Source organism: Kitasatospora sp. NPDC050543, from assembly GCF_044457565.1.
Lineage (GTDB): Bacteria > Actinomycetota > Actinomycetes > Streptomycetales > Streptomycetaceae > Kitasatospora.
The window spans coordinates 74729-87078 of record NZ_JBITGZ010000006.1; the positions used below are offsets into that span (position 1 = coordinate 74729).

Below are 12350 nucleotides of genomic sequence, written 5' to 3' on the forward strand. Positions count from 1 at the left end.
CAACAGCCCGTACGTGGAACCTGCCGGCCCGCTACCGCTTCGGGCGCCAGACGACCAGTGCGCTGGACTGGGTGGCCGGCTGGTAGGGCACCAGGTCGCGGCGGTAGGAGGCGTGGACGGCGGCCTCGCGCTGCTGGAGCGCGCTGGCCGCGCCCTCCAGGGAGTCGGCCAGTTCGCCGATCCGGGACTGCAGGGCGGCGACCTGGTTCTCCAGCTCGATGATCCGCTTGATGCCGGCCAGGTTGATGCCCTCGTCCTGGGAGAGCCGCTGTACCTCGCGCAGCTGCTGGATGTCCCGGGCGGAGTAGCGCCGGCCGCGCCCGGCCGTGCGGTCGGGGCAGACCAGTCCGAGCCGGTCGTACTGCCGCAGGGTCTGCGGGTGCAGGCCGGAGAGCTCGGCGGCGACCGAGATCACATAGACCGGGGTGTCCTCGGTGAGGACGTAGTGCGAGGCGCGGCCGCCCGCACCGGCCGGTGCTCCCCGCCCGACACGGGGGCCGCCTGGCAGGCCCTCGCCGAGTCCGACGCCGATCGAGTCACGGTTCATCTGGTGCTCACGCTCCCTCCGCCGCCCGGAACAGGGCGGCCCGCGGGTCCTCCGAGGCCGTGGCCTCGCGGTACTGCTCCAGGGCCGACAGCGCGTCGCCGGTGACGTGCTTCGGTACCACGACCTCCACGGTGACCAGCAGGTCCCCGCGGGTGCCGTCCTTACGGGTGGCGCCCTTGCCACGGGCCCGCAGGGTGAGGCCGTTGGCGCTCCCGGCGGGCAGCTTGAGTTTCACCGACGGCCCGTTGAGTGTCGGCACCTCGATGGTGCCGCCCAGCGCGGCCTCTGGGAAGGAGACCGGCACGGTGACCGTCAGGTTGTCGGCCTTGCGGCCGAACACGGGGTGCGGGTCGACGTGCACGGTGACGTACAGGTCGCCGGGCTGGCCGCCGCGCTCGCCCTGGGCGCCCTTGCCCTTGAGCCGGATGCGCTGGGAGTCCTGCACGCCGGCCGGGATGCGCACCTGCATGGTGCGGGCCGAGCTGGCCCGGCCGCTGCCGTGGCAGTCGGGGCACGGGTCGTCGACGATCATGCCGCGGCCCTTGCAGTCCCGGCAGGGCTCGGAGAGCGCGAACGCGCCCTGGCCCCGGCTGACCGTCCCGGCGCCGACGCAGGTCGGACAGACCCGCGGGGTGGTGCCGCTCTTGGCACCGGTGCCGGTGCAGGTCCGGCAGGGGGCCTGGCTGGTCATCCGCAGCGGGACGGTCGCGCCGTCCACGGCCTCCTCGAAGCTGAGGGTGACCTCGGTCTCGACGTCGGCGCCGCGGCGCGGTTGGGCCTGCCGGCCACCGCGGCCGAACAAGCCGCCGAACACGTCGCCGATGCCGCCGCCGCCCGCGCCGGTGGTCTGCGTGCCGGTGAAGAGGTCACCGAAGTCGAAGCTGTAGCTGCCGGCGCCCGGGCCGCCGCCGGCCCGGTACCCGCCGTTGGCGAACAGGCTGCGGGCCTCGTCGTACTCCTTGCGGCGCTTGTCGTCCGACAGGACGTCGTAGGCCTCGGAGATGTCCTTGAAGCGGTCCTCCGCCTTGGCGTCGCCGGTGTTGGCGTCCGGGTGGAACTCGCGTGCCAGCTTGCGGTAGGTCTTCTTGATCTCGGTGGCGGTGGCGTCCTTGGGCACGCCGAGGACCTTGTAGTAGTCCTTCTCCACGTAGTCCTTGCCGCTCATGGCTGCCGCCACCTCCCACAGTCGATCGAGCCAGAGTCACTAGGGCCGGCACCGGCCGGACCGTTGCCGGCCGGACCGGAGCCGGTCAATACGGCGCTGCGGAGCCGGCCGTCGTACTGGACGACGTACGACTCCGCAGCGCACAGATTGTCAGCTTTCCGCGCCACCGTCAGCCTTGTCGGCCTCCGAGGGCTCGGCGTCCGGGGCGGCCGTGGTCTGGGTGCCCGGCTGGGGCTCCGCGACCGCGACCATCGCCGGGCGGATGATCCGCTCGCCGATCCGGTAGCCCGGCTGGAGGATCTGCACACAGGTGTCCTCGGTGACGTCCGAGGAGTAGCTGTGCATCAGGGCCTCGTGCATCGTCGGGTCGAAGGGCTCGCCCTCCTTGCCGAACTGCTGGAGGCCGAGTTTTGCGACGACCGTCTCCAGGTTGTCGGAGACGGACTTGAAGCCGCCCGTCACCTCGCCGTGCTCGCGGGCCCGGCCGATGTCGTCCAGCACCGGGATCAGGGACTCCAGGATGTTGGAGACCGCGATCTCGCGGACCGTCAGACGGTCCCGCTCGACCCGCTTGCGGTAGTTCTGGTACTCGGCCTGGAGACGCTGGAGGTCACCCGTCCGCTCGGCCAGCTCACGCTTGGCCGCGGCCAGATCCTCCGCGCCACCCGCCGCGGCAGCCTCCTCGGCTGCCGCGATGACGGCCTCCTCGGCGGCGGAGTCGTCGCCGGGCTCAGCACCCTGCGGCTTCTCCGTCATGCCGTCGCACCACCCTTGGGCTTCTCGTCGTCGACGATCTCGGCGTCGACCACGTCGTCGTCCTTGGCACCGGCCGCGGCGTCGTCACCCGCGCCGGCGGCACCCGCGGCGTCGGCGTTGGCGTAGAGCGCCGTACCGAGCTTCTGGGCGGTGGTGGAGACCTTCTCGGTGGCCTCGCGGATCGCCGCGATGTCCTCGCCCTTGAGGGCTTCCTTCAGCTCGGCGATCGCCGTCTCGACCTCGGTCTTGACGTCGGCCGGGAGCTTGTCGGCGTTGTCCGCGATGAACTTCTCGGTCGAGTAGACGAGCTGCTCGGCCTGGTTGCGGGTCTCGACCGACTCGCGGCGCTTGTGGTCCTCCTCCGCGTACTGCTCGGCCTCGCGCATCATGCGCTCGATGTCGTCCTTCGGCAGCGCGGAGCCACCGGTGACGGTCATCCGCTGCTCCTTGCCGGTGCCGAGGTCCTTCGCGCCGACGTGCATGATGCCGTTGGCGTCGATGTCGAAGGTGACCTCGATCTGGGGCAGGCCGCGCGGGGCCGGCGGGAGACCGGTCAGCTCGAACATGCCGAGCTTCTTGTTGTACGCCGCGATCTCGCGCTCGCCCTGGTAGACCTGGATCTGCACGGACGGCTGGTTGTCCTCGGCCGTGGTGAAGATCTCGGAGCGCTTGGTCGGGATCGTGGTGTTGCGCTCGATCAGCTTGGTCATGATGCCGCCCTTGGTCTCGATACCGAGGGACAGCGGGGTGACGTCGAGCAGCAGGACGTCCTTGACCTCGCCCTTGAGCACACCGGCCTGGAGCGCGGCACCGATGGCGACGACCTCGTCCGGGTTGACGCCCTTGTTGGCGTCCTTGCCGCCGGTCAGCTCGCGCACGAGCTCGGCGACGGCCGGCATACGGGTCGAGCCGCCGACCAGGACGACGTGGTCGATCTCGGAGAGCGAGATGCCGGCGTCCTTGATCACGTTGTGGAACGGGTGCTTGCAGCGCTCCAGCAGGTCGGCGGTGAGCTGCTGGAACTGGGCGCGGGTGAGCTTCTCGTCCAGGTGCAGCGGGCCCTCGGCGGAGGCCGTGATGTAGGGCAGGTTGATCGAGGTCTCGGAGGACGAGGACAGCTCGATCTTGGCCTTCTCGGCAGCCTCACGCAGACGCTGGAGGGCCATCTTGTCCTTGGACAGGTCGACGCCGTGGCCGGCCTGGAAGACCTTGACCAGGTGGTCGACGACCTTCTGGTCCCAGTCGTCACCACCGAGGTGGTTGTCACCGTTGGTGGCCTTCACCTCGACGACCCCGTCGCCGATCTCCAGCAGGGAGACGTCGAAGGTGCCGCCGCCGAGGTCGAAGACCAGGATGGTCTGGTCGTCCTTGTCGAGGCCGTAGGCGAGCGCGGCCGCGGTGGGCTCGTTGACGATGCGCAGGACGTTGAGGCCCGCGATCTCACCGGCCTCCTTGGTGGCCTGGCGCTCGGAGTCGGAGAAGTACGCCGGGACGGTGATGACGGCGTCGGTGACCGTCTCGCCCAGGTACGACTCGGCGTCGCGCTTCAGCTTCTGCAGGATGAAGGCGGAGATCTGCTGGGGGTTGAAGTCCTTGCCGTCCAGGTTGATCTTCCACCCGGTGCCCATGTGGCGCTTCACCGAACGGATGGTGCGGTCCACGTTGGTGACCGCCTGGCGCTTGGCGACCTCGCCGACCAGAACCTCGCCGTTCTTCGCGAAGGCGACGACGGACGGCGTGGTCCGGGCGCCCTCGGCGTTCGTGATGACGGTGGGCTCGCCGCCCTCCAGAACGCTGACGACCGAGTTCGTCGTACCGAGGTCGATGCCGACCGCGCGTGCCATCGTAAATACCTCCACGGAAGAGTTGAGCTTTACACGCTCAAGCATGCATGACCGGATCGTGACCGTCAACAGCGTTGAGTCCTGCTCGCTCAACTTTACTGCGCGCTTATGTGTTCGGGATTCTGCTCGGACCGCGTGTTGCGGCCTCGCGCGTGATCGGTGCGTGAGTGGGCCGTCCGGGTGAGCGTCCCCTTAGTGACTGCCGCCATACCCTGCGCATCTTCTGAGCGGGTCGCGACGGGCGATAGTGTCCGCCCGGGTCCGCCTTGAAGTTACTGATGAGTACACTCGAAGTGACCCCTTATTCCACAGCTTCAGTCAGCCGCAGGAGACGGAGAGCCGATGCAGCTAGCAGCGATCGTCATCTCGCTGGTCACCACTGTGATCGGCACCGCGCTCGCCGCCCGGGCGGCCGCGTACATCTACAAGGTGGTGCGCACCGGGCAGGCGGACGCGACCCGCTTCGGCAACCCGGTCCAGCGCACCAAGACCGTGGCCGTCGAGTTCGTCGGCCACACCAGGATGAACCGCTGGGGCATCGTCGGCATCGCGCACTGGTTCGTCGCGGTCGGCTTCTTCACCCTGGGCCTCACCCTGGTGACCGCCATGTGCCAGCTGTTCGACGCCGAGTTCGTGCTCCCGGTGCTCGGCGGCTGGCTGCCGTACGAACTCTTCACCGAGCTCGTCGGCACCCTCACCACGCTGGGCATCGCGACCCTGATCGTGATCCGGCTGCTCAGCCTGCCGGGCCGGGCGGGCCGTAAGTCCCGCTTCGCCGGCTCGATCGCCTGGCAGGCCTTCTACGTCGAGTACACGATCCTCGGCATCGGCATCTGCATCATGGTGCTGCGCGGCCTGGAGGGCGCGCTGGAGAACGTCGGCTCGTACGAGGCCAAGTACCTGATCTCGTACCCGCTGGTGCTGGCCTTCAAGGGCCTGGCGCACGGCACGCTGACCAACCTGATCTACCTGTTCGCGATGCTGAAGATCTGCATCTCCTTCGCGTGGGCGATCACCATCGGCATCAACCCGTCGATGGGCGTCGCCTGGCACCGCTTCCTCGCCTTCTTCAACATCTACTTCAAGCGCGAGGAGGACGGCGACGTCGCCCTCGGCGCGCTGCGCCCGATGACCAGCGGCGGCGCCCCGATCGACTTCGAGGACCCGGCCGACGACGCCGTCTTCGGCGTCTCCCAGGTCGAGCACTTCTCCTGGAAGGGCATCCTCGACTTCTCCACCTGCACCGAGTGCGGCCGCTGCCAGTCGCAGTGCCCCGCCTGGAACACCGGCAAGCCGCTCTCGCCCAAGCTGCTGATCATGAGCCTGCGCGAGCACGCCTTCGCCAAGGCGCCGTACCTGCTGGCCGGCGGCGGCAAGGACGCCGAGGGCAACGAGCAGGCCACCCCCGAGCAGCTGGCGAACGTCCCCGCCGCCGCGCTCGCCGAGGCCGAGCGCCCGCTCATCGGCACCGCCGAGGAGAACGGCGTCATCGACCCGGACGTGCTGTGGTCCTGCACCACCTGCGGCGCCTGCGTCGAGCAGTGCCCGGTGGACATCGAGCACATCGACCACATCGTCGACATGCGCCGCTACCAGGTCATGATCGAGTCCTCGTTCCCGACCGAGGCCGGGACGATGCTCAAGAACCTGGAGAACAAGGGCAACCCGTGGGGCATGGCCACCAAGGCCCGCCTCGACTGGGTCAAGGAGCTCAAGAAGGAGACCGGCATCGAGGTGCCGGTGATCGGACAGGACATCGACCCGGCCGAGGTCGAGTACCTCTACTGGGTCGGCTGCGCCGGCGCCCTGGAGGACCGCGCGAAGAAGACCACCAAGGCCTTCGCGGAGCTGCTGCACACCGCCGGCGTCCAGTTCGCCATCCTCGGCAAGGAGGAGTCCTGCACCGGTGACTCCGCCCGCCGCCTGGGCAACGAGTTCCTCTTCCAGATGCTCGGCGCGCAGAACGTGGAGACGCTGAACGCGGCGCTGGAGGACGCTCCGAAGAAGCGGATCGTCGCCACCTGCCCGCACTGCTTCAACACCATCGCCAACGAGTACCCGCAGCTGGGCGGCCACTTCGAGGTCATCCACCACACCCAGCTGCTCCAGCACCTGATCGACGAGGGCAAGCTCGTCCCGGTCAACCCGGTCGAGGGCCTGATCACGTACCACGACCCGTGCTACCTGGGCCGCCACAACAAGGTCTACAGCCCGCCGCGCGAGATCATGGACAAGGTCCCGGGCCTGCGTCAGCAGGAGATGCACCGTCACAAGGAGCGCGGCTTCTGCTGCGGCGCCGGCGGCGCGCGGATGTGGATGGAGGAGCGGATCGGCAAGCGCATCAACACCGAGCGGGTGGACGAGGCGCTGTCGCTCAACCCCGACATCGTCTCCACCGCCTGCCCGTTCTGCCTGGTGATGCTCTCCGACTCGGTCAACGGCAAGAAGAACGAGGGCGCGGCCAAGGAGCACCTGAAGGTCGTGGACGTCGCCCAGCTGCTGCTGGACTCGGTGAAGGCCGCTCCGAGCGCCGAGGTGGCGGCGGAACCGGTCGACGCCTGATCGCGTCCCGTACCCGTAGAACGACCGGGCCCGGTCGGCACCCGCGAGGTGCCCGCCGGGCCCGTCCGTTCCGTCGGCAGGTCCGTCGGCAGGTCCGTTCGGCCGTCCGTGGTGCGTGGGCGCGCGGTGCGGCGCACGGCGCGGGCACGGGACGGGTGCGGTACGAGCGCGGGCCGCGGCGTGCGGATACCGTGCGAAAGGTGTGCCAAATCGGGCAGGTGCCCGGAGGGGCACCCCGTGGAAGGAAATACAGTAGGCCCAGGACCCGCGCTCTGCGGGTCCGGCCCGACCCCGGACGGACCGGGCGGGTCGACCACCAGCGGAGGACCGGCCACACCGGCGGCCGGACCACACCGGAGCACAAGGGGAACAGCGCAGACCATGACCGAGGCGATCATGCTGGTCGGTGGTAAGGGCACGCGACTGCGCCCGCTGACCACCCACACCCCCAAGCCCATGCTCCCCGTGGCGGGCGTCCCTTTCATCGCCCACCAGCTCGCCCGGGCCGCGGCCGCCGGGGTCACCCGCGTGGTACTCGCCACGTCCTACCTGGCCGAGGTCTTCGAGGACCACTTCCAGGACGGCACCCCGTACGGCATCGAGCTGGTCTACCTGACCGAGCGCGAGCCGCTGGGCACCGGCGGCGCCATCCGCAACGCCGCCTCCGGTCTGACCTGCGGCCCCGACGAGCCGGTGCTGGTCTTCAACGGCGACATCCTCTCCGGCGTCGACATCGCCGCCCTGCGGGACGGCCACACGGCCACCGGGGCCGACGTCACCCTGCACCTGACCCGGGTCGAGGACCCACGCGCCTTCGGCCTCGTCCCGACGGACGCCGACGGGCGGGTGCTGGAGTTCCTTGAGAAGCCCGAGACCCCCGAGCAGATCGTCACCGACCAGATCAACGCCGGCTGCTACGTCTTCACCCGCTCGGTGATCGACCGCATCCCGGCCGGCCGAGAGGTGTCGGTCGAGCGCGAGACCTTCCCCGAGCTGCTCGCCACCGGCGCGCTGCTGCGCGGTGTGGTCGACACCTCGTACTGGCTGGACCTCGGCACCCCCGCCGCCTTCGTCCGCGGCTCCGCGGACCTGGTGCTCGGCAAGGTCGATTCCCCGGCCGTCCCCGGCCCCACCGGCGACGCCCTGCTGCTGCCCGGCGCGACCGTGCACCCCGGCGCCGTGCTCGGCTCGGGCGCCGTGGTCTCCGAGGGCGCGGTGGTCGAGGCCGGCGCGATCGTCGTGGGCAGCGTCGTGCTGCCGGGCGCGGTCGTCGGCCCGGACGCCTTCGTCAAGGACTCCATCGTCGGCGCGTACGCCACCATCGGCGCCCGCACCTCGCTGGACGGCGCCGTGATCGGCGACGGCGCGATCATCGAGGACGACAACGAGCTGCCGAACGGCATCCGGATCGCCTGCGGAACGCTGTTGCCGGTCGGCGCGGTGCGCACCACGGCGGGCCCGGGCGGCTGCCCGGCCGGTGCGACCTCGGCCGCCGTCGTGCACGGGCCCACGGTGGGTGCGCAGCGCTGAGGCCGGTCCCCGTGCCGCGTCGCGGGGCCCTCGGGCGGGTGGCTGCGCCGGTGATCGGCGGGCGGTCGGCGGTGGTCGGCGGCTGGTTCGAGGGTGCTCCGCGAGTGCTCCGCAGGTGCTCCGCTGGTGCTCCGCAGGGCGTATCCGGTCGTCACAGGCTCGCTGCAATCCTGCTCCGGCCCCGCGATCGGCCGACGGATGGTCAGCTGGGCGGGTACCTTCGGATCGTGGCTGGCAATCGATACGACAACGGGCAGGGCGCCGATCCCCGCCAGGGACGGACGGCTCCCCCCGCGGGGTACCCGCAGGCGCAGTACGGGCAGCAGCAGTACGGGCAGGCGGACGGACCCGAGTTCTTCACCGCGCCGCACCCCGGCCCGGGCCGTGGCCCGGACAACGGGCGCCCCGCCGCGGGCTCCGGCGCCGCCGGCCCGGGCCCCTCGGGCGGACCCGACCCGTTCGCGGCCGACCAGCCGGGCCACACCCGGGCGTTCCCGGTGGGCGCGGACCCGTACGGTCCCAACAGCCCGTACGGCGCCGGCCCGCAGGGCCAGGGCTACCCGCCCGCCGAGTACGGGCAGCAGCAGTACGGACCGGAGTACGGGCAGCAGTACGGGCCGGAGTACGGCGGCGGGTACCAGCAGGAGTACGCGCAGGGCTACCCGCCGGAGTACGGCCAGGAGTACCCGGGCGGCGGCTACCCGGCGGACCAGGACCAGGGCCGGGGCCGCCAGGACAACGTCGGCGTCTACCGGGCCGGCGGCCAGTCCACCCCGCACGCCTCCGGCCCGCGGCCGCGCTGGCGCGAGCTGCTGATCGGCATCTACCGGCAGCCCACGCTCACCTTCGACCGCACCAGGGACCACCAGGTCTGGCTTCCCGCGCTCTGCGTCTCGATGATCTACGGCGTGCTGGCCGTGCTCGGCATGGGCCTCACCCGGGACGACGTCTTCAACTCGACCTTCACCGTCGCGCTGACGGCGCTCGCGGCCGCCGCGATCGGCTTCACCATCGCCGGCGGTGTGCTCAGCGCCGTCACATACGCGCTGGCCAGGCAGTTCGGCGGCGACGGGCCCTGGCAGTCGACCATCGGCCTGGCCGCCCTGATCGGGTGGACGACCGATGTGCCGAGGCTGGTGCTGGCGCTCTTCCTGCCCTCCGGGAACGCGGTCGTCCAGGTACTCGGGTGGATCACCTGGCTGTTCTGCGCGGTCCTGCTGACCGTGATGGTGCGCCGGGTGCACGACCTGCCCTGGGGCAAGGCGGCGGGCGCGGCCTCGCTCCAGCTGCTGGCGCTGCTCGTACTGATCAAGCTGCCGACCCTGGGCTGACGGCGCGGTGCGGCGCGGCGGTGCACAGCGCTGCCGGCCCGGCAGCGGAGTGGTCGCAGTGGCCGCAGTGGCCGTCCACTGTGACGTGTGAGGCGAGAGAGAATGGTGGGACGACCCGGTCACCCGGGCCGCCCGCTTCCGCAGCACTGCACGGCATCAGCGCGGCGCCAGTCCGTTGATCCCCGCACCCCTACTTCCGTCCTCTACTTCCGTCCTCGCGACGCACGGAGCCAGCGAATGACCCTCCCCACCACCCACGTCAGCTTCCCGGCCGGGTCGGTGACCGGCGAGTCCCCGGTCCTGGCGGTGCAGCCGCTGGCCGACGGCCGGTACGCCGTCGTCACCGCGGCGACCCCGTTCCACCCGCTCGACCACACCTGGCCCGACCAGCCCGCCGACACCGGCACCCTCACGGTGGACGGCGTCGAGCTGGCGGTCGTCGACTGCCTGACCGGAGCCGTCGGCCCGGATGGCGGCGAGCTGCTGGTGGGCGCCGACATCCCGGTGCGGCGCGGCGACGAGGAGTGGTCCTGGCTGGTGCTGCACCTGCTGGCCGGCGACCCGGGCGACGTGGTCGGCCGGACCGCCCAGCTGTCCGTGGACGCCGAGCGCCGCGGCGCGCTGTCCGCCTCCCACAGCGGCTGCCACCTGCTGGCCCTCGCCCTCAACGCCGCCCTCGCCCCGCGCTGGCGCAAGGACCCGGGCCGCGCCGACGCCTTCGGCAACCCGGACTTCGACAGCCTGGCGATGGCCTCCTCCGTGATGGACACCGAGGCCAGCACCGACACCTACCGGCTCGGGAAGTCCCTGAAGAAGAAGGGCTTCACCGCGGACGCCACCGAGGAGCTGCCCGCCCTCGCCGACGCCCTGCCCGCACTCACCGAGGCCGTCAACGCCCAGCTCGCCGCCTGGGTCGCGGCCGACGCGCCCGTGCGCATCGACGTCCCCGGCCCCGAGCTGACCGCCCGCCGCCAGTGGCACTGCGAGCTGCCCGCCGGCCCCGCGCAGATCTTCTGCGGCGGCACCCACCTGCACCACCTGGGCGAGCTGGCGGAGCTGTGCACCGAGCTCCGGCTCTCGGAGGACGGCAGCGAGCTGATCGCCGTCACCCGCCCCAAGCGCGCCTGACCCGCCCCCAAGCGCGCCTGACCCGCCCCCAAGCGCGCTGACGCGCCCCCGGAGGCGCCCGGACACGCGTGCGGGCGGCCGCTCCCTGTCGGGAGCGGCCGCCCGCGCTGCTGCGTCTGCGCCAGGTCAGACCTGGGTGCGGTGGAAGTTCAGGAACGAACGCGAGGGCGTCGGACCGCGCTGCCCCTGGTAGCGCGAGCCGTACCGGGCGGAGCCGTACGGGTGCTCCGACGGCGAGGACAGCCGGAACAGGCAGAGCTGCCCGATCTTCATCCCCGGGTAGAGCTTGATCGGCAACGTCGCGACATTGGACAGTTCCAGCGTGACGTGCCCGCTGAACCCCGGGTCGATGAAGCCCGCCGTGGAGTGCGTCAGCAGCCCGAGCCGGCCCAGGCTCGACTTCCCCTCCAGCCGGGACGCGACATCGTCCGGCAGCGAGATGACCTCGTACGTCGAGGCCAGCACGAATTCACCCGGATGAAGGATGAACGCCTCGTCGCCCTCCGGCTCGACCAGCCGGGTCAGATCCGGCTGCTCCTCGGAGGGGTCGATGTGGGGGTAGCGGTGGTTCTCGAACACCCGGAAGAAGCGGTCCAGCCGGACGTCGATACTGGAGGGCTGGACCATCGCGGGGTCGAAGGGGTCGATGACCACCCGGCCCTTGTCGATCTCGGCCCGGATGTCCTTGTCAGAGAGCAGCACGCCCCCGAGGTTACGTGTACCTGCGGGCCCCGGACGAATCGCCCGGGGCCCGCGGCCACCGTCTAACCGCCCCCGTACCGCCTCAGGCCAGGAACTCCGCGGCCTCCAGCCGCAGCGCGCGCGCCAGTTGCGGCGCGGACAGCTCCCGCACATCGGCGAGCACCGAGTTGCGCAGCCGTCCGCACTGCGGACACCGGATCAGTCTGCCGGGCCCCAGCCGGCCGGGCCCGAGATTCTGCATCGGGAACGTGGTGGTACTGAACAGGTGCCCCTCGGCACAACGAACGACGGTGCGCTGCTCCATCGGTCCCCTTCCCATTCTTCCCCCGTACTCGTGGCGCCCCGGCGGGACTTGCATCGCGGTACAGCGTCACATTAGGGGATGTTCCGGACATTCCACCCTGCGGCTCGCCGCCCCGGAACCGACCATCGGGGGGCGCCCCCGCCGCCCAAACAGTACGCCCCCGACCCCACCCGCCACGGCCGCGCCACGACTCCCGAGCCCGGTGCGGGCCACCTCGCGCATGGGGTAGAGTGATGATGGATCGAGCGGTCTTCTGACGGCTCATCAGGCGGGCGTAGTTTAATGGTAGAACATGAGCTTCCCAAGCTTATAGCGCGAGTTCGATTCTCGTCGCCCGCTCAGAGGTAAAGCCCCAGGTCAATGGCCTGGGGCTTTCTTGTTGTCTGGACCAATTTGGGGCTGTCGTGCCAGATTCGTGCCAGATAGTCGCTGACGTAGCGTTAGATTCGTCGGATTCCGGTCGCGGGGCGTGTCCTCCAGG

General features: G+C 70.8%; 9 protein-coding genes, 1 tRNA gene and 1 pseudogene. 5 read left to right on the forward strand and 6 right to left on the reverse strand.

Annotated features, from left to right (window positions below; translation table 11 throughout):
• Positions 1–31: 31 nt before the first annotated feature.
• The 4 genes from ACIBH3_RS09665 to dnaK all read right to left on the reverse strand — a co-directional run bounded on the left by ACIBH3_RS09665 (position 32) and on the right by dnaK (position 4312).
• Complete coding sequence (locus ACIBH3_RS09665) at positions 32–547, reverse strand: heat shock protein transcriptional repressor HspR (RefSeq protein WP_396311379.1); 516 nt, start codon at positions 545–547, stop codon at positions 32–34.
• A gap of 7 nt (positions 548–554) precedes the next feature.
• Positions 555–1712: a molecular chaperone DnaJ gene (gene dnaJ / locus ACIBH3_RS09670; protein WP_396311380.1), complete on the reverse strand. Its 1158-nt coding sequence runs from the start codon at positions 1710–1712 to the stop codon at positions 555–557.
• Positions 1713–1862: 150 nt separating this feature from the next.
• Complete coding sequence (gene grpE, locus ACIBH3_RS09675) at positions 1863–2468, reverse strand: nucleotide exchange factor GrpE (protein ID WP_396311381.1); 606 nt, start codon at positions 2466–2468, stop codon at positions 1863–1865.
• A complete protein-coding gene (gene dnaK / locus ACIBH3_RS09680; RefSeq protein ID WP_396311382.1) occupies positions 2465–4312 on the reverse strand; it encodes a molecular chaperone DnaK in 1848 nt (615 codons plus the stop codon). The genes grpE and dnaK overlap by 4 nt, the downstream gene beginning before the upstream one ends.
• Positions 4313–4654: 342 nt before the next feature.
• Here dnaK and ACIBH3_RS09685 point away from each other — a divergent pair, with 342 nt between their 5' ends.
• The 4 genes and pseudogenes from ACIBH3_RS09685 to ACIBH3_RS09700 all read left to right on the forward strand — a co-directional run bounded on the left by ACIBH3_RS09685 (position 4655) and on the right by ACIBH3_RS09700 (position 10863).
• On the forward strand, positions 4655–6874 hold the full coding sequence (locus ACIBH3_RS09685; protein WP_396311383.1) for a (Fe-S)-binding protein: 2220 nt from the start codon (positions 4655–4657) through the stop codon (positions 6872–6874).
• 381 nt (positions 6875–7255) lie between these two features.
• Positions 7256–8320, forward strand: a pseudogene (locus ACIBH3_RS09690) (sugar phosphate nucleotidyltransferase); the annotation flags it as partial.
• A gap of 311 nt (positions 8321–8631) precedes the next feature.
• On the forward strand, positions 8632–9735 hold the full coding sequence (locus ACIBH3_RS09695) for a YIP1 family protein (protein ID WP_396311384.1): 1104 nt from the start codon (positions 8632–8634) through the stop codon (positions 9733–9735).
• Between the two features lie 237 nt (positions 9736–9972).
• The gene (locus ACIBH3_RS09700) at positions 9973–10863 is read left to right on the forward strand and encodes a metal-dependent hydrolase (protein ID WP_396311385.1); all 891 of its coding nucleotides are present in this window, start codon (positions 9973–9975) and stop codon (positions 10861–10863) included.
• Positions 10864–10989: 126 nt separating this feature from the next.
• Here the strand turns inward: ACIBH3_RS09700 and dcd are convergent, their stop codons facing one another.
• Positions 10990–11565: a dCTP deaminase gene (dcd, locus tag ACIBH3_RS09705; protein ID WP_396311386.1), complete on the reverse strand. Its 576-nt coding sequence runs from the start codon at positions 11563–11565 to the stop codon at positions 10990–10992.
• Positions 11566–11647: 82 nt separating this feature from the next.
• Entirely contained in the window at positions 11648–11869 is a 222-nt protein-coding gene (locus ACIBH3_RS09710; protein ID WP_396311387.1) for a hypothetical protein, read from the reverse strand.
• Positions 11870–12137: 268 nt separating this feature from the next.
• On the opposite strand from ACIBH3_RS09710, the gene ACIBH3_RS09715 reads away from it, so the two are divergent.
• Positions 12138–12208, forward strand: a tRNA-Gly gene (locus ACIBH3_RS09715).
• Positions 12209–12350 lie beyond the last annotated feature (142 nt).

Coding starts and splice junctions, on each gene's coding strand:
- ACIBH3_RS09665 (WP_396311379.1), bottom strand. CDS start 547: ATGAACCGTGACTCGATCGGCGTCGGACTCGGCGAGGGCCTGCCAGGC.
- dnaJ (WP_396311380.1), bottom strand. CDS start 1,712: ATGAGCGGCAAGGACTACGTGGAGAAGGACTACTACAAGGTCCTCGGC.
- grpE (WP_396311381.1), bottom strand. CDS start 2,468: ATGACGGAGAAGCCGCAGGGTGCTGAGCCCGGCGACGACTCCGCCGCC.
- dnaK (WP_396311382.1), bottom strand. CDS start 4,312: ATGGCACGCGCGGTCGGCATCGACCTCGGTACGACGAACTCGGTCGTC.
- ACIBH3_RS09685 (WP_396311383.1), top strand. CDS start 4,655: ATGCAGCTAGCAGCGATCGTCATCTCGCTGGTCACCACTGTGATCGGC.
- ACIBH3_RS09700 (WP_396311385.1), top strand. CDS start 9,973: ATGACCCTCCCCACCACCCACGTCAGCTTCCCGGCCGGGTCGGTGACC.
- ACIBH3_RS09710 (WP_396311387.1), bottom strand. CDS start 11,869: ATGGAGCAGCGCACCGTCGTTCGTTGTGCCGAGGGGCACCTGTTCAGT.